At 67.5% G+C, this 16,053-nt stretch carries 11 protein-coding genes; 4 read left to right on the top strand and 7 right to left on the bottom strand.

Going from position 1 to position 16,053, the window contains the following annotated elements; translation table 11 throughout:
* The first annotated feature begins 1 nt into the window (after window position 1).
* Complete coding sequence (locus tag IEI94_RS16735) at window positions 2-1,369, top strand: AmpG family muropeptide MFS transporter (protein ID WP_191168398.1); 1,368 nt, start codon at window positions 2-4, stop codon at window positions 1,367-1,369.
* Here IEI94_RS16735 and IEI94_RS16730 read toward each other — a convergent pair whose 3' ends face one another.
* Both IEI94_RS16730 and IEI94_RS16725 read right to left on the bottom strand, forming a co-directional pair.
* Entirely contained in the window at window positions 1,370-3,187 is a 1,818-nt protein-coding gene (locus IEI94_RS16730; RefSeq protein ID WP_191168397.1) for an SEC-C metal-binding domain-containing protein, read from the bottom strand.
* A 54-nt stretch (window positions 3,188-3,241) separates the two neighbouring features.
* A complete protein-coding gene (locus IEI94_RS16725; protein WP_191168396.1) occupies window positions 3,242-4,501 on the bottom strand; it encodes an ABC1 kinase family protein in 1,260 nt (419 codons plus the stop codon).
* A 98-nt stretch (window positions 4,502-4,599) separates the two neighbouring features.
* Here IEI94_RS16725 and IEI94_RS16720 point away from each other — a divergent pair, with 98 nt between their 5' ends.
* Together IEI94_RS16720 and IEI94_RS16715 are read left to right on the top strand one after the other, a co-directional pair.
* Entirely contained in the window at window positions 4,600-6,540 is a 1,941-nt protein-coding gene (locus IEI94_RS16720) for a DNA topoisomerase III (protein ID WP_191168395.1), read from the top strand.
* The gene (locus IEI94_RS16715) at window positions 6,537-7,412 is read left to right on the top strand and encodes a ketopantoate reductase family protein (RefSeq protein ID WP_191168394.1); all 876 of its coding nucleotides are present in this window, start codon (window positions 6,537-6,539) and stop codon (window positions 7,410-7,412) included. The genes IEI94_RS16720 and IEI94_RS16715 overlap by 4 nt, the downstream gene beginning before the upstream one ends.
* Here IEI94_RS16715 and IEI94_RS16710 read toward each other — a convergent pair.
* Together IEI94_RS16710 and IEI94_RS16705 are read right to left on the bottom strand one after the other, a co-directional pair.
* A complete protein-coding gene (locus tag IEI94_RS16710) occupies window positions 7,397-8,797 on the bottom strand; it encodes an ATP-binding protein (protein WP_191168393.1) in 1,401 nt (466 codons plus the stop codon). The two genes, IEI94_RS16715 and IEI94_RS16710, sit on opposite strands and share 16 nt — an antisense overlap.
* Window positions 8,797-9,456, bottom strand: a complete 660-nt coding sequence (locus IEI94_RS16705; RefSeq protein WP_191168392.1) for a response regulator — start codon at window positions 9,454-9,456, stop codon at window positions 8,797-8,799. Before IEI94_RS16705 ends, IEI94_RS16710 begins: the two co-directional genes overlap by 1 nt.
* Before the next feature lie 129 nt (window positions 9,457-9,585).
* Between IEI94_RS16705 and IEI94_RS16700 the strand changes: the two genes are divergently transcribed.
* Window positions 9,586-10,188, top strand: coding sequence for a CBS domain-containing protein (locus IEI94_RS16700; RefSeq protein WP_191168391.1), 603 nt, complete (start codon window positions 9,586-9,588; stop codon window positions 10,186-10,188).
* 48 nt (window positions 10,189-10,236) lie between these two features.
* Here IEI94_RS16700 and ppc read toward each other — a convergent pair whose 3' ends face one another.
* The 3 genes from ppc to relA are packed head-to-tail and all read right to left on the bottom strand — an operon-like array spanning window position 10,237 to window position 16,026.
* Complete coding sequence (ppc, locus tag IEI94_RS16695) at window positions 10,237-12,885, bottom strand: phosphoenolpyruvate carboxylase (protein ID WP_191168390.1); 2,649 nt, start codon at window positions 12,883-12,885, stop codon at window positions 10,237-10,239.
* The gene (mazG, locus tag IEI94_RS16690) at window positions 12,878-13,750 is read right to left on the bottom strand and encodes a nucleoside triphosphate pyrophosphohydrolase (RefSeq protein ID WP_191168389.1); all 873 of its coding nucleotides are present in this window, start codon (window positions 13,748-13,750) and stop codon (window positions 12,878-12,880) included. The genes ppc and mazG overlap by 8 nt, the downstream gene beginning before the upstream one ends.
* Entirely contained in the window at window positions 13,747-16,026 is a 2,280-nt protein-coding gene (relA, locus tag IEI94_RS16685; RefSeq protein WP_191168388.1) for a GTP diphosphokinase, read from the bottom strand. The genes mazG and relA overlap by 4 nt, the downstream gene beginning before the upstream one ends.
* Between the last annotated feature and the right edge of the window lie 27 nt (window positions 16,027-16,053).

The following is a 16,053-nucleotide window of genomic DNA, read 5'->3' as shown; positions in this document are numbered from 1 at the left end:
CATGCCCACGCCTATTGTTCAGCGTAGCTGGCGCGCCGCGCTAGGCATCTACCTGCGCGCCCCGGTGATCACCATGCTGTTCCTGGGCTTCTCCGCCGGGCTACCGTTTCTGCTGGTGTTCTCGACGCTGTCGGCCTGGCTGCGCAGCGATGGCGTGGAGGTCGCCGCCATCGGTTTCTTCTCGTGGATCGGCATCCTCTATTCGATCAAGTTCTTCTGGGCGCCGGTGGTCGACCGCCTGGCGCTGCCAGTACTCACGCGCACCTTCGGTCAGCGCCGCGGCTGGATGCTGCTGGCCCAGGCGCTGATCGCCGGCGGGCTGATCGGACTTGCCAGCCTCGACCCCACCCAGAACCTGGTGGTGGTCGCTGCGTTTGCGCTACTGGTGGCCTTCGGCTCGGCCACCCAGGACATTGCCATCGATGCCTTCCGCATCGAGTCGGCGCCGGATGATATCCAGGCCGCCATGGCCTCGACCTATATCATCGGCTACCGCGGCGGGCTGCTGGCCGCCGGCGCCGGCGCGCTCTATGTGGCATCGGCCTACTCCTGGGAAGTCGCCTACCTGACCATGGCGGCACTGGTGGGTGTCGGGGTGATCACGGTGTTGTTGCGCCCTGAGCCGGCCCGGCTGTCGCTCAACACCCAGTTGATCCATGAACCCAAGGTGCGTGCTTTTCTACGCGCCAGCCGTGGCCAGCCGAAACCAATGCGCCGCCTGGGGGCCTGGCTGATCGGCGCAGTGGTCTGCCCATTCACCGATTTCTTCTCGCGTCATCGTCTCAAGGCGCTGTGGTTGCTGGTGTTTATCGCGGTGTTTCGGATCAGCGATCTGGCCATGGCGTCGATGGCCAATCCGCTGTATATCGATATGGGGTTCTCGCTGGCCACCATCGCCAACGTCACCAATATCTTCGGTATCGCCATGAGCATCAGCGGCGGCATCCTCGGCGGGCTGCTGGTGGCGCGCTACGGCATCGGGCCGATCCTGGTGCTGGGCGCCGCAGCGGCGACCCTGACCAACCTGCTGTTCGCGGCCCTGGCCCTGGCAGGTCAGAGCCTGCCATTCCTGGTCATGGCGATCATCGGCGATAACCTGGCCAACGGCCTGGCCAGTGCCGTCTTCATCGCCTTTCTCTCGAGCCTGACCTCGAAGGCGTATACCGCCACCCAGTACGCCCTGTTCTCGTCGCTGATGACCCTGCCAGGCAAGTTCCTGAGCGGCTTCGGCGGCATGGTAGTCGCCGCCGAAGGCTATGCCACCTTCTTCGTGATCGCCACCGCCCTCGGCCTGCCGGCAATCCTGCTGGCAATCTGGGTCAGCCGCGACCAGGACCTGGTGCCGAGGCCTGTGCCGCGTGCCACCTGACTATCCTTGCGGCTGTCGATCACATAGCCAGTCCAGCGCTCCACGAGTGTTGGCCCACTGGTCGCGCATCAGGGTGCGGTACTGCCAGGCCTCGGCGCGACTGCCCGGTTCCGGCAGTCCCGAGGCGGGCAGGCTGACGCCTCGCGCACGGTCATTGCAGAGCATCTCGATAACGTGGCCGTTGATGGCGAGCGCTTCGCGCAGCGCCTCGCTGGCCTCATCGAAGCGCTCGAGGCGGAACAGTGCCAACGCTCGTCCCATCATCACCCCCAGCAACGGCGTTTCCATCGGCTGGTGGCTGACCTCCAGGGCGCGCCGGTCGCTGCCTTCACGCAGCAGTTGATCGAGCACCAACTCGCGCAGCCCGAGGCTATCTTGTGCGTCGAGGGAGAGCAGCCGCTCGGCCAGCTCGCGGGAGTGCTCGCGGGCGCCACGCTCCATGCCCACCACCAGCGCCAGGCCGGTGCGCAGCAGCACAGCGTTGTCGGCGGCATCCCACTCGAAGGAACCATCGCCGTGGCCGTCGAGCTGAGTCAGCCAGCGCTCGAGGCGCTGGGCCAGCGGCTCGAACAGGCTCGGCGCCATCCACGGCAGGCTGCCGAAGCGGCTGGTCAACGCCAGCGTCAGCGCCTGCATCACCTGGGGCGAGTCGAGCCATTCGGGATGCGCGCAGAGCTCGGCGAGCCACTCCCCGGCATGGGGCCAGGGATCGTCCTCGAAGCCCAGCGCCGCGTCTTCATCGACCAGCACCTGGAAGTGCTTCTGCCAGGCGGCAAACAGAGTGTCCTCGCGGGCGCTGCGATGGTACTCACGGCTACCATCCTCGGCCGTGACGAAGCGCAGCAGCGGTGCCGTGGGCAGCGCTTCCAGCAGCGCCTGGAGCGCTGCCAGCGGATCGGCCAGGTCCTCCTCGGAATTGACCATCTGCTCGGCCAGCGTCGCCCCCGGATTCTCGGCGAGATCGGCGAGAAACTGCAGCTGTTCGGGGTCGAGATCGCCCTGTCGCGACAGCCGGCGAAACCAAAACCGGGCGCGCTCAGCGGCCTCTTCGACGTTGCCCTCGTGAAGCAGCAGCATGGCTTCGATATAGGCCAGAGTCGGCGAATCGGGCAGCGCCTGCTGGGCGCGCACGAAGGCTTCTCGGGCACTCGCCAGGTCATCATTGTCGAGATGCATCAGACACAGCCGTTCCAGCGCCACACCGCGCAGGAACAGCGGCCCGCGGTCGAGCACCTCATCGAGCAGCGCGGTGCGCTTGCGATAGAAGCCGCGCTCCTGATAGAGATCCACCAGCAACTCGAAGGCCGGCTCGGCCTGCTCTGGCATCTGCGACCAGTCGGCGCCGTCGAACAGCGCCTCGAGAATCTGCTGGGCGCGCCCACGCTGGCCGCTCTCGGCGGCGATCAACCCGGCCTCGAGCAGCGACTGGGCCGGCGCATTGCCACTGGCCAGAGCCGCCTTGAGGGTGGGCCCCTTCCACTCGCGCAGCGACAGCATCCACATCAGGTGGCTGGGAATAGGCCCGGGGATCGTTACCGCGCCGCAGCAGTGCTTGGTCTTGCGGCCCGAGTCGCACCAGCAGGGCTCGTTGCGCCCCGGTCGCGCCAGCGGCTCGCAGTCGAACCCCGCGCGTTCGAGGGGAGTCTGCGACCACAGCTCGGGCGCCAGCGCTTGAGCCAGCGCCAGGTCATCGCCGACCAGGATGCGCCCCTCGTCGCGGGCCCAGGCCATGAACGACGGATAGTGCTCATTGTCACGAATTGCGCCAAGGGCTCCCGATGCAAACCCCAGCAGCTGTTCTACCCATACCGCCAGCATCGCCATCTCCGCCGAAAAAAATCGCGATAGTTTAGCACGTAGGCGGGGGTCGGCTCACCCTAGTGCGCGGCGCTGGCGCGCCCACTCCAGCAGCGGCTGGCTGCGAACATGCATGTCGAGACGCGCCCCAAGCCTGACCAGGTTCCAGTAGTGGCCGTTAAGCGCCCGCGACAGCAGAAGGGTGTCCGCCGGGGGCTGCAAGCGATCCATGGCCGCCCACACCCGTGGACTCAGCTCACGCAGACGACGGTGCACCCGCACATCGCCGAAGTCCTGCTCGCCGGGGGCAAACAGCGGCGCCACCGCCTCGGCAGATTCGCGATACAGCGCCAGCGGCGCCCCCTCCCCCTGGCGCCCGCCCATCTTGAGCAGGGCGGCGTCCATGGCCAGGGGATCATGCACCAGGGTGGCTTCCAGTAGTTCGAGCATCTGTGCCAGACGCGCCTCGGGCACCGCAACCACCGCGCCCAGATCGTAGATCACCAGACGGCCCTGATCGTCGCAGGCGAAGTTGCCGGCGTGGGGGTCGGCGTGCAGCTCGCCGAAGCGAAACAGCTCCTCGGTCAGCCAGTCGGCTAGCGTCTCGGCGATTCGCTGGCGGGTCGCCGTGTCGGTCTGCTCCAGGTCGCGCAGCGGCGTGCCCGGCACATAGCGCATGGCCAGCACCCTGGGGCCGCAGAACTCCATGACCGGGGCGGGAATCACGATCTGGTGGTGGTCGGCATAGCGCTGCCGATAGCGCGCCAGCGCTGCCGCCTCGGCGCGATAGTCGAGCTCGCCGCGCAGGCTGTCGGCGAGCTCCTCGAACAGCGCGTCGAGGCGCGCCTGGGGCACCTTGAACCAACGCCCCAGGCGCATCATGCGCCGCACCTGCGCCAGGTCGCTCTCCAGCACCTCGGCCAATCCCGGATACTGCACCTTGAGCACCAGGGTCTCGCCGGCGTGGGTCACGGCGCGGTGCACCTGGCCCATGGAGGCGCTGGCAAAGGGGCGCTGCTCCACCTCGCGGAAATGCGCCTCGAGGTCGCCATACTGCTCGACCAGGGTGGTGCGGATCTTCTCCCAGGGCATCGGCTCGGCCTGTCGTTGCAGTCGCGCCAGCTCATCGGCCAGATCCGGCGGCAGCAGGTCGTCCCACTGCGACATGATCTGGGCCAGCTTCATGGCCGGCCCCTTGAGCTCCGACAGCCCGGCAAACAGCGCCTCGCCCAGCGCCCGCCAATCGCTGTTGCCGCCCAGCCGGCTCTTGAGCATGGCGCCGCCGGTGCGTGCCCCCAGGCCCAGCAGGCGTCGTGTCCGTCCGCGCTCGCGCATATCGATACAAACCCTATACATTGAACAAGAAGAGTACACCTGGCGGTGCCGTCGCGATACTGGAAGAATATCCACCACCCCAGCTTGTGAGTCACGCCATGCGCCTGATCATCGCCGAAAAGCCCAGCCTGGCCAGGGCCATTGCCGACGCCCTGCCCGGCCAGCAGCGCCGCTTCGATGGCGGCATCGAGGTCGGCGCGACCACCGTTACCTGGTGCCTCGGTCATCTGCTGGAGCAGGCGCCGCCTGACGCCTACGATCCACGCTACAAACAGTGGCGGCTCGACCATTTACCGATCGTGCCTGACCCCTGGCAGCTGATGCCACGCCCCAAGGCGCGCGGCCAGTTGGCGGTGATCCGGCGTTTGCTCAAGGCAGCCAGCGAAGTGGTGCATGCCGGCGACCCGGATCGCGAAGGCCAGCTGCTGGTGCAGGAGGTGATCGAGCATCTGCGTTGGCGTGGACCGATCAAGCGCCTGCTGATCAGCGACCTCAACCGCCCGGCGGTGGTCAAGGCGCTTGGGCGGCTGGAGGATAACGCCCGCTACCAGGCCCTCTACCGTGCCGCAGAGACCCGCGCCCGCGCCGACTGGCTGTACGGCATCAATCTGACCCGCGCATGGACCCTGACCGGGCGCCAGGCCGGCCATGACGGCGTTCTATCGGTGGGCCGGGTGCAGACGCCGGTGCTCGGTCTGGTAGTGCGCCGCGACCGCGAGATCGCTGATTTCACGCCGCGACCTTTCCATGTGCTGTGGGCCGATTTCGCGGTCGCCCATGGCCAGGTACGCGGCTGGTGGCAGCCCGGTGAGCGGCACCCCCTCGACGACCAGGGTCGGCTGCTGGAGCGCGCCCCGGCGGCCGAGCTGGCCGCACGGCTGCCGGGCGCCGAGGGCCTGCTGAGCGAGCTCGACAGCCGCGACAAACGCCAGGCGCCACCGCTACCCTACTCGCTGTCGGCACTGCAGGTCGACGCATCACGGCGCTACAAGTACTCGGCCAAGCAGGTCCTCGACACCTGCCAGGCACTCTATGAACGGCATACCCTGATCACCTATCCACGCTCGGACTGTCGCTATCTGCCCCGCGGCCACCACGCGCCGCTGGCGGCCGCCCTGCCGGCGCTGTGCCAGGCCGATGCGACCCTCGCCGAGTGGTGCCGAGGCGCTGATTTCACGCGCCGCGGACGCGCCTTCGATGATGCCAAGGTCGGCGCCCACCACGCTCTGGCGCCCACCGGCAAGACCCCCGACCTGGCGCGGCTGTCGGCGATGGAGGCCAACGTCTACCGCCTGGTGGTGCGCAATGTCCTGGCGCAGTTCCATGCCCACCTCGAGACCCGCGAGGTCAAGGCGTGCTTCGAGGTGCTGGGCGAGCGCTTCACGGCCAGCGGCAGCGAGGTGTTGGTGGCCGGCTGGAAGCCGCTGTTCACCACCCGCGACGAAACCCCGCCGCTGCCGCCGCTGACCCGCGGTGAAGCGGCCCGGGTCAGCGGCGCCGGCGTCGAGGATCGCGAGACCCGTCCGCCGGAGCCCTTCAACGATGCCAGCCTGATCAAGGCGATGATGAACGTCGCCCGCTATGTCGACGACCCGGCCGTCAAGCGGACGCTGCGCGAGTCGGACGGCCTGGGCACCGAGGCGACCCGCGCCGGCACCATCGAGACGCTGCTCGACCGCGGCTACCTGGTGCGCATCAAGGCCGCGCTGCGCGCCACCCATACCGGCCATGCGCTGATCGCCTCGCTGCCCGATCCCGCCACACGCCCCGAGCGCACGGCGCTGTGGGAGCAGCGCCTGAGTCGCATCGCCGAGGCCGATGACGACGAGCAGGCGTTCCTCAGCGCGCTACTCGGCGACCTGCGCGGCCTGCTTGGCGCCGCCGATGCCGAGCGTATGCGCCAGGCCCTGGGCAGCGCCCAGGGCGTCGCCGCACCGCCAGCGCGGCCGCGCAGCGGCGGCAAGAAGACGCGACGCAGCACCAAGCGCAGCAGCGGCACCCGGCGGCGCACGAGCAAGGCCTCGGGAGGCAAGACATGATCCAGCCGCAGCTGATTGTCGGCCCCGGCGCGCTGGGGCGACTGCTCGCCATGCGCCTCAGCGACCTGGCCCCGGTGACGCTGCTCGGACGGCGCCCGCCGCCCGAGTCGCTGTGCCTGACCAGTCCCGACGGCCAGCGCCTGCAGCGTCGGCTGACCGGCGCCACGCCGGAGAGCCTCACCGCGCCGTTTCGCGGCACCCTGCATCTCACCACCAAGGCCTACCACGCCGCGGCGGCGCTGGAGGGCATTTCGGCAAAGCTGGCGCCCGATACCCCCCTGGTGCTGTGGCAGAACGGCTACGGCGTACAACGGACGCTGACCCGGCGCTGGAGCGGGCCGGTGCTGTGCGCCACCACCAGCGAGGGGGCCTATGTGACCGAGGGCGGCGTGGTGCACGCCGGACACGGCGAGACCTATCTGGGTCATCTTGATGGCGCCCATGCCGACCTCGCCGAGGCGCTGGCCGCGCTGCTGAGTCGGGCCGGCCTGCGCTGCCAGGCCGTCGGCGATATCGATCTGCGGCTATGGCACAAGCTGGTCGTCAATGCCGCCATCAATCCGCTGGTAGCGCGCTGGCGAATTCGCAACGGCCAGCTGCGCGACCGGCCGTTTCGGCCGCTGGTCGAGGCGCTGCTCGATGAGCTGGAGGCGATCATGCATGCCGAGGGCATCGCCCCGCCGGCAGAGGGCTGGCATGGCCGGGTGTGGCGGGTCATCGAGGGCACCGCCAACAACCGCGCCTCGATGCTTCAGGACGTGCTCGCGGGGCGGCCCACCGAGCATGATGCCATCCTCGGCCCGCTGCTAGAAGCAGCGCGACGCCACGGGCTTGCCACCCCCCAGCTGAGTGCCCTCTACGCTGCAGGTTGAGGCCAGCGCAGCCACGCCTCGAGCCCGCCCTGGCGGCGATTGTTCAGCCGCAGCGTCAAGTGCTGTCGGCGGGCAACCTCTAGCGCAATCGACAGGCCCAGGCCGCTGCCTTCGACCTCGCGGTTGCTGCCTCGACGAAAGCGTTCGGTGACCGAAGCGAGTAGCGCCTCGTCGATCCCCGGGCCACTGTCGCGCACCACCCACCAGGCCTGTCCAGCATCGCGGCCCATCGCGACGCTCACCCAGCCCCCCGGCGGCGTATAGCGCAGGGCGTTATCGAGCAGATTGCGGATCAGCATGCCCAGCTCGGTGCCATTGCCCTCGACCCAGACAGCCTCATTGGTGTCGATAGAGAGCTGCTGATCACGGGCGTGTGCCTGAGGCCACGCCTCCGCGGCCAGCTCCTGGGTCAGTGCCAGCAGGTTTACCGGCGCCGGTGAGGCGTCGCTCTCCTGCTCCAGACGTACCAGCGCCAGCAGCTGCTCGACGACGCGCTGCAGTCGCTCGATGCCGCCCTGGGCCCGCGACAAGGCGTCCCGCTCGCCGGCCACGGCATTATCCAGATGTACCCTCAACGCCGCCAGTGGGGTGCGCAACTCATGGGCGGCATCGGCACTGAAGCGTCTCTCCCGGATAAGCGCTCCCTCGAGCCTCGCCATAAAGTCGTTCAAGGCGTCACGCAGCGGTCGTAGCTCACGCGGCACCGCCAACTGGAGACGCCCTAGCTGGCCTGCATCGCGCCCGGCGACCTGCTGCGACAAGCTCGCCAACGGCCGCAAGCCGTAGTGCACCACCAGGCCCACCAGCAGTAGCAGCACCGGCAGCGCGATCAGCAGCGGCAGCAGGTTACCCAGCGCCAGCTGGCGGGAGAGATCGTCATGGAAATCCTCGCGCAGGCCAATACTGAGCCAGCGCTGCTGATCGTCGAGGACCAGGCTGAAGACCCGCCAGCGCTCGCCGTCATAGGTTTCCCAGCGATAGCCCTGGCGCTGCGGCGACGGAAATGGGCCGGCATCGTTCCACTCGGCGCCCATCAACCAAGGCGTACCGTCTGCTTGCCAGAAGCCCAGGGTGAGCATGCGCTCGTCTTGATGGAAGCGCGCAGGGGCGGCGGCCGGCGTCTCTGCCACGTCCCCTTCGTCACCGAACCAGCGCGAGGGGTGGCCCGGCTGATCGAGGTGGCGAGCAATCCGCGCATACTCTTGTGGCGGCGTTCCCGGCGCCAGCAGCGAGGCGACGATTCGGCCCTGGAGGCTCAGCTGTACGTCGAGCACATCCTCGGCCTTGTGGTGGGTAACTCGATAGATGACGGCGATGATAATGACCGTGGCAATGGAGAGCACCATCGTCAGCGTGACGATCAGGTAGCGACGAATCGAGCGCATCAAGCAGACACCTCCAGGCGATAGCCGATGCCGCGGGTGGTGACGATCAGCGACTTGTCGAGCTTCTTGCGCAGGTGGTGAATATGCACCTCCAGGGCGTTCGACTCGACATCCTCGTCCCAGCCGTAGAGCAGGCTCTCGAGCCGTGAGCGAGGAATCACCTGACCGGGGTGACGCGCCAGCTCCAGCAGCAAGGCGAACTCGCGACGCCCCAGTTTCACCGCCTGGCCCTGCCACATCACGTCATGCCGCGCCTCATCGATCACTAGCTCGCCGAGCTGCAGCTGCGGGGAGCGGCGCCCCTCGCCCCGCCGCGTCACCACGCGCAGTCTGGCCAGCAGCTCGGGTAGATCGAAGGGCTTGAGCACGTAGTCGTCGGCGCCCCCGTCCAGGCCGCGCAGGCGATCGGCCAGGGCGTCCCGCGCGGTAAGCACGATCACCGGCAGGGTGTGGCGTCGACGCAGCGCCTCGAGCACCTCGAGGCCGTCGATATCGGGCAGGCCGAGATCCAGTACCAGCGCCGAGAACGTATCGCTTTCCAGCGCGGCCAGCGCCTCGCCGCCGCAGCGCAACCAGTCGACGGTATATCCCTCTCGGTGCAGCGCCACGCGTATGCCCTCGCCCAGCGACGGATCATCCTCGACCAGGAGTATTCGCATGTCAGAGCACCGTCGTCACTGTTTGAGTTTCGCCATGTCTACTTAAGGTTTTCTTAAGTCACGCCAGCCAAGGTAACACTCAGCGAGGTGTCCCTCGCCCACTCCATTAAGCAAGCGAAGAGGCTTTACATGACCCTATCACTGCATGCGCCGCGCAGCCTGAGCTACCTGCAACAACACCCCGCAATCGAACGTCCCGAGCCTCCTGTGCCGCCGTCATGGGAGAGTCCGGCCCTCGACGTGATGGTCGATCTATCCCGTGTCGAGGTGCCCAGCGTTGCCTATGACACGCCTATCGACGAGGCCCGCGCCGCGATGGAGCAGCACAAGGTCCAGCAGCTGCTGGTCATGGATGCCGCCGGCTGCCTTAGCGGCATCGTGATGCTCCGCGAGGTGATCGGTGGGCGTCGCATCACCATCGCCATGCACCAACACGACATTGCCAGGAGTGAGGTGACCGCAGGCATGGTGCAGATTCCCTGCGAGTCGCTGCACGCCATGCCGCTGACCCACCTGGAGCGACTGAGTGTCGGCCAGCTGATCGAGACCCTGCGCGCGTCTGGCGACCAGTACCTGCTGGTTACCCAGGGCGACAAGGAGCAGCCGCCGCGGCTGCGCGGCCTGATCTCGGCCGCCGACGTCAGCCGCGCGCTGCGACTGGATCTGTCGCTGCTGCCCGGTGCGCGCTCGTTTGCCGATATCTGCCAGGTAGTGCTTGGCCACGAGCTGTGAGGGCAACCAGCGCGGCAGCGCCGCGGAGACGCTGCCCCCAGCCGCCGACTAGCCGGTATTGCGTAGCCCGGCGGCGATACCCGCCATGGTCACCATCAGCGCCCGGGACAGCTCCGGGCTGATCGCCCCATCGGCATCGCGGTTACGCTGCAGCAGCTCGGCCTGCAGGCCGTGCAGCGGGTCGATGTAAGGGTTACGTACCGCAATCGCCTGGCGGATCAGCGGGGTGTTCTCGAGCAGCGCCTGCTGATCGAGGATCTCGAGCAGCAAGCCCTGCAGCCGGGTAAAGCGCTCACGCAGGTTCATGCCCAGCGCCAGCAGCGCCGGCTCATCGACCAGTCGTCGCTCGTAGTAGGCGGTGATCTCGACGTCGCCCTTGGCCAGCAGCATCTCGAGCATATCGAGATAGGTGCCGAAGAAGGGCCACTCCCGGCGCATCTCACGCAGCCGCTCGAGGCCGCCCTCCTCTTCCAGGCGAGTGGCGAAGGCATCCCCGCTGCCCAGCCAGGCCGGCAGCATCAGGCGGGTCTGGGTCCAGGCGAAGATCCAGGGGATCGCCCGCAGCGTCTCCACCCCGCCATCCTGACGCCGCTTGGTGGGCCGCGAGCCCAGCGGCAGACGCCCCAGGGCCCCCTCCGGCGTCACCGCGCGGAAGTAGGGCACGAAGTTGGGATCCTCGCGCACCACCCCGACATAGCCGCGATGGGCAATCTCGGCCAGGCGGTCCATCTCCTCACGCCAGTGCGGCTTGGGCGCCGGCGGCGGCAGCAGGGTCGCCTCGAGCACCGCGCAGGCGTAGATCTCCATCGAGCGCAGCGCGATCTCCGGCTGGCCGAACTTGAAGCGAATCATCTCCCCCTGCTCGGTCACCCGCAGGCTGCCGTTCACCGAACCCGGCGGCTGGGAGAGAATCGCCGCGTGGGCCGGACCGCCGCCGCGACCGACGGTACCGCCGCGGCCGTGGAACAGGGTCAGGTCCACGGCGTGCTCGTCGCAAACCTCGACCAGGGTCTCCTGGGCACGATACTGGGCCCAGGCAGCGGCCAGCTGGCCGGCGTCCTTGGCCGAGTCGGAGTAGCCGATCATCACCTCCTGACTGTCGCCGACCAGGCGCCGATAGCCGGGCAGCGCGAGCAGGCGGTCGACCACGTCACCGGCACGATTGAGATCGTCGAGGGTCTCGAAAAGCGGCGCGATGGGCAGCCGCACATCGCCACCCACCTCCTGCATCAGCAGCGCCACCGCCAGCACGTCGGAGGGCTGGGCGGCCATCGAGATGATATAGGTACCGAGCGCCTCGCGCTGCTCGCGGGCGATGACGCGGAAGGTGTCGATCACTTCGCGGGTCTCGGTGGAGCACTCCCAGCGGCGTGGGATCAGCGGGCGCCGCGACTCGAGCTCGGCGAGCAGAAAGTCCTGGCGCTGCTGCTCGTCCCACTCGCGGTAGTGGCCGAGCTCCAGAAAGTCGGTAAGCTCCTCGAATACCTGACTATGCCGGCTCGACTCCTGGCGGATATCCAGTTTGGTCAGGGTCACGCCGAATACCGCCACCCGGCGCAGGGTATCCAGCAGCGCGCCGTTGGCGATGGTGTCGAGCCCGACGTCGCACAGCGAGCGGTAGCAGGCCAGCAGCGGCGCATAGAGCTGGTCGCGGGTTTCGATGATTGGCCCGCCTTCATGGCTGCGGCCGTCGAGGCACGCCTTGGCCCAGTCGCGGGTCGCTTCGACCCGCGTCGTCAGCCGCTTGAGCAGCGCCCGATAGGGCTCAGGCTCGTCGCCGACCTCAGCCTTCAACGCACTGTTGGCCTTCCACATCGACAGCTCGGCCTTGAGCTGTTCGAGATCGCGCAGGTAGAGATCGGCGGCCATCCAGCGCCCCAGCAGCAGCACCTCGCGGGTGACCTTGGCGGTCACGTTGGGATTGCCGTCGCGGTCGCCACCCATCCATGAGGCGAAGCGCAGCGGCGCGGCATCCAGCGGCAAACGCTCGCCGGCGGTCTCCAGCAGCAGACTATCGAGGTCGCGGTGGAAGTCGGGTACCGCCTGCCACAACGAGTTCTCGATCACCGCGAAGCCCCACTTGGCCTCATCCACCGGCGTGGGCCTCTCGTGGCGGATCTCGTCGGTGTGCCAGGCCTGGCTGATCAGCTCCTCGAGCCGGCCGTGGGCGCGGCTCGACTGCTCCGGGTAGTCGCCGGCGGCCTCGATCACCGACAGGCAGTCGTCGATGGCGTCGTACTTCTGGATCAGGGTGCGCCGAATGACTTCAGTGGGGTGGGCGGTAAGCACCAGTTCGACGCGCATGCCGGCCAGCGTTTCAACCAGCTTGCGCGGCGCATGCCCCTCGGACTGGGCGCGTCGCAGCAGCTCGCCAAGCACCGGCTGTGAGCCGGGTTTGTAGTCTTCCACGCGACGGTAGCGGGCGCGGTAGTGCTGCTCGGCGATATTGGCCAGATTGAGAAACTGGTTGAAGGCGCGGGTCACCGGCAGCAAGTCGCGGTCGGGCAGCTTGCGCAGGAACTCGATCAGCTCGCGGCGACTCGGCTGGTCGCCCTGTCGGCCGCGCTTGGCGAAGCCGCGGATAGTCTCGATCTTGTCGACGAAGGCGCTACCCTGATCGTCGCCAATGGTACGCCCCAGGCTGTCGCCCAGCACGCGTACGTTGTCACGCAGCGATTCGTGGAGATCATCACTCATGGGCGGCGCCCTCCTTGCGGTAGTCAGGGGTGTCTTCATCGCGCTTGGCGTCTTGCCAGTGCGCTTCCATCTCGTCGAGCGTGACTGACGCCGGCTGCTGACCTCGCGCGGCCAACGCCGCCTCGACGTGACGAAAGCGGCGCTCGAACTTGGCGTTGGTGGTGCGCAGGCACTGCTCAGGGTCGGCCTTGAGGGTGCGCGCCAGGTTGGTGACCGCAAACAGCAGGTCGCCGACTTCCTCGGTGGCGTGTTGGCGGTCGCCGGCAGCGAGCGCCTCCTCGACCTCGGCCAGCTCCTCGCGGATCTTGGCGATCACGCCGCGGCTGTCGGGCCAGTCGAAGCCGACCCGGGCCGCGCGCTTGGAGAGCTTGGCGGCCCGCGACAGCGCCGGCAGCGTGCGCGGCACGTCGTCGAGCACCGAGACATTGCCAAGCTCGGCGCGGGCGGCGCGTTCCTCGGCCTTGAGCGCCTCCCAGCGGCTATTGACCTGGCGGGTCTGCACCTGCTCGGCGCTGACCCCGGCGGGACGGCGCGAGGCCAGGCTGCCGTCGGGGAACACGTGGGGATGCCGCTGCAGCATCTTGGCGGTCAGGGTATGCACCACGTCATGGAAGTCGAAACGCCCCTCCTCGGCGCCGAAGCGGGCGTAGTAGACGACCTGGAACAGCAGGTCGCCGAGCTCGCCGGGGAGCTCGTCGAAGGCGCGCCGCTCAATGGCATCGGCGACTTCGTAGGCTTCCTCGAGGGTATGCGGAACGATAGTGTCCCAGTCCTGCTGGATATCCCAGGGACAACCCTGCTGCGGGTCACGCAGCACCGCCATCAGGCTCAGCAGGTCGTCGAGGTCGTAACGTGACTGACTCATGGCTGGGGCCTCCGCTGGCGCCCAGACCGCGGCTTGCCACCACTGCGCAGGCGCTTGACGTCGATCACGTTGGGCAGCTGCTGAATGCGCGAGAACAGCCGGCCGAGTGTTTCCAGGCCGTCGACCTCCACGGTAATCGACATCCGCGCGATGCCGTCGTCCTGGTCGGTGAGAGTGTTCACCGACAGCACGTTGACGCGATCATTGCTGAGCACGCCGGTGACGTCGCGCAGCAGCCCGGAGCGGTCCCAGGCCTCGATCTCGATATCCACCGGATACTGGGTGCGCGACCGCTCGCCCCACTCCACCTCGATCACCCGCTGCGGTTCGTCGAGACGCAGCTGCAGGATATTGGGGCAGTCCTGACGGTGCACGGTGACGCCGCGCCCCTGAGTGATGAAGCCAACGATCGGCTCACCGGGCACCGGGTGGCAGCAGTTGGCCATGCTGGTCTTGAGGTTGCCGACCCCGAGCACGGTGATGGCGTCGCCGTCGCTCTTGCTGGGGGCACGACGCGGCTTGGCCAGCAGACGGTCGAGCTGCTCCTGATCATCCGACTCGCCGAACAGCTGTTGGGCCTGATGCAGCACCTGACCAATGCGCAGGTCACCGGCGCCCAACGCGGCGTACATGTCCTCGACGCTGGTGTAGTTGACCTTGCGCGCCAGGGTGATGAGATCCATGTCCTCGACGTCGAGTCGCTTCATCTCCTTGTCGAACAGCGCCTTGCCCTCTTCGAGGTTCTGGCTGCGCGCCTGCTGCTTGAACCAGGCCTGAATCTTGGCCCGCGCCCGCGAGGTACGCACGAACCCCAGCGAGGGGTTGATCCAGTCGCGGCTGGGGCCACCCTTGGTGGCAGTGAGAATCTCGACCTGCTGACCGGTCTTGAGCTTGTAGGTGAGCGGTACGATACGCCCGTTGACCTTGGCGCCACGGCAGCGGTGGCCGATCTCGGTATGCACGCGGTAGGCGAAATCGATGGGCGTGGCGACCTTGGGCAGATCGATGACGTGACCGTCGGGCGTAAACACATAGATGCGATCCGGGGCCACATCGCTATTAAGGCCTTCGCGCAGATCACCGAAGTCGCCGACCTCGTCCTGCCACTCGAGCACCTGACGCAGCCAGGCGATCTTCTCTTCGTAGCTGCGGCTCTTGGCGTTGGTGTCATGCCCCTTGTAGCGCCAGTGGGCACACACGCCAAGCTCGGCTTCCTCGTGCATGCCGAAGGTGCGAATCTGGATCTCCAGCACCTTGTTTTCAGGCCCCAGCACCGCGGTGTGCAGCGACTGGTAGCCGTTCTTCTTGGGATTGGCGATATAGTCGTCGAACTCGTTGGGCACATGATGCCAGCGCGAGTGCACGAGCCCCAGGGCGGTGTAGCAGTCGGTCACCTCGGGGACCAGGATACGCACCGCGCGCACGTCGTAGACCTGTGAGAAGTCGATACGCTTGCGCTTCATCTTGCGCCAGATCGAGTATATGTGCTTGGCCCGGCCGTCGACCTGGGTGCGCGAGATGCCCTGAGCCTCGAGCAGCCCCTTGAGCGTCGCCACCACCTCATGGATATAGCGGTCGCGGTCGAGGCGCTTCTCGGCCAGCTGCTTGGCGATCGACTTGTAGTCGTCTTCGTGCAGGTAGCGGAAGGAGAGATCCTCGAGCTCCCATTTGAGGTGGCCGATGCCCAGCCGATGGGCCAGCGGCGCGTAGATATCGAACACTTCCCGGGCCACTCTGAGCCGCTTGTCGCGGGTCGCATCCTTGACCTGGCGCAGTGCGCAGGTGCGCTCGGCGATCTTGATCAGCGCCACCCGTACATCGTCGATCATGGTCACCAGCATCTTGCGCAGGTTGTCCTGCTGGTCATGCTGGGTCATGCCGTGGCTCGGCGTCTGGTGGCTGATTGCCGCCATCTGCAGCACGCCATCGATCAGTCCCGCCACTTCGCCACCAAAGCGCTTGGCCACCCCATCGAGCCCTATCAACCCCTCGCGCACCGCGCGATAGAGCACTGCCGCCTCGAGGGTTTCCTGATCGAGCTTGAGCTCGCCGAGAATATCGGCCATCTCCAGGCCCATGCGAAAGCTCGAACCATCGTCCAACCACGCCTTATGGGGCCGCTCGGCCTCCCTGGCCAGGCGATCGGCGAGTTCGCAGGCCTCGCGCATTTCGCCCCGGTCACGCAGGGTGGCGTCTTCCTCCAGGCGAACCAACCATTGTGATATATCGACTGCCCCGTCGGCGGTCAGCGGCTGGTCTTCACGCACCTTAACCATGGGGTTGCGTTCCTCTTGTTGGGTGGC

The organism is Halomonas sp. ML-15, assembly GCF_014779595.1.
In the GTDB taxonomy this organism is placed as follows: Bacteria; Pseudomonadota; Gammaproteobacteria; order Pseudomonadales; family Halomonadaceae; genus Franzmannia.
The sequence above is the reverse complement of the archived record's forward strand: the minus strand, read 5'-3'. Positions and strand labels throughout refer to the sequence as shown.

Excerpts from the sequence above, each read along its gene's own strand:
- relA (WP_191168388.1), bottom strand. The coding sequence starts at position 16,026 with ATGGTTAAGGTGCGTGAAGACCAGCCGCTGACCGCCGACGGGGCAGTC.
- IEI94_RS16730 (WP_191168397.1), bottom strand. The coding sequence starts at position 3,187 with ATGCTGGCGGTATGGGTAGAACAGCTGCTGGGGTTTGCATCGGGAGCC.
- IEI94_RS16705 (WP_191168392.1), bottom strand. The coding sequence starts at position 9,456 with ATGCGAATACTCCTGGTCGAGGATGATCCGTCGCTGGGCGAGGGCATA.
- IEI94_RS16710 (WP_191168393.1), bottom strand. The coding sequence starts at position 8,797 with ATGCGCTCGATTCGTCGCTACCTGATCGTCACGCTGACGATGGTGCTC.
- IEI94_RS16735 (WP_191168398.1), top strand. The coding sequence starts at position 2 with ATGCCCACGCCTATTGTTCAGCGTAGCTGGCGCGCCGCGCTAGGCATC.
- IEI94_RS16715 (WP_191168394.1), top strand. The coding sequence starts at position 6,537 with ATGATCCAGCCGCAGCTGATTGTCGGCCCCGGCGCGCTGGGGCGACTG.
- ppc (WP_191168390.1), bottom strand. The coding sequence starts at position 12,885 with ATGAGTGATGATCTCCACGAATCGCTGCGTGACAACGTACGCGTGCTG.
- IEI94_RS16720 (WP_191168395.1), top strand. The coding sequence starts at position 4,600 with ATGCGCCTGATCATCGCCGAAAAGCCCAGCCTGGCCAGGGCCATTGCC.
- IEI94_RS16725 (WP_191168396.1), bottom strand. The coding sequence starts at position 4,501 with ATGCGCGAGCGCGGACGGACACGACGCCTGCTGGGCCTGGGGGCACGC.
- IEI94_RS16700 (WP_191168391.1), top strand. The coding sequence starts at position 9,586 with ATGACCCTATCACTGCATGCGCCGCGCAGCCTGAGCTACCTGCAACAA.
- mazG (WP_191168389.1), bottom strand. The coding sequence starts at position 13,750 with ATGAGTCAGTCACGTTACGACCTCGACGACCTGCTGAGCCTGATGGCG.